Source organism: Cellulophaga sp. F20128 (assembly GCF_023015805.1).
In the GTDB taxonomy this organism is placed as follows: Bacteria; Bacteroidota; Bacteroidia; order Flavobacteriales; family Flavobacteriaceae; genus Cellulophaga.
Genome location: NZ_JALKBA010000109.1, coordinates 1 through 315, shown reverse-complemented (window position 1 = coordinate 315; position 315 = coordinate 1). Strand labels below are relative to the sequence as shown.

The following is a 315-nucleotide window of genomic DNA, read 5'->3' as shown; positions in this document are numbered from 1 at the left end:
TGAGTTGGTATCCGATATGGCTTGGACCAATAAGGCTATAGATTTGGATACATGGTATATTGAATATTCAAAATCACGCTATGGAAGCTGTCCCGTAGCAATGGCAGAGGCATGGCAGCTTCTTAGAGAAACGAGTTATGGAACGATGACGGATCATCCTCGTTTTGGTTTTCAAGGAAATAGTGGTTCCTGGGCTACAGGCACCATTAACAAGGATCCTCGTATTTTTGAGGCAATAGAAAAGTTTTTATCCTGCTCAGATGAATTGAATAATTCTGAACTTTATAAGGCAGATGCTCTTGAATTTGCAGCAAC

1 protein-coding gene is annotated in these 315 nt (G+C 40.6%); it reads left to right on the top strand.

The features are described 5' to 3' along the window. Positions 1-315, top strand: a 315-nt coding sequence (locus MWU65_RS17860; protein WP_247079984.1) for an alpha-N-acetylglucosaminidase C-terminal domain-containing protein, incomplete at both ends; no start/stop codon positions are given.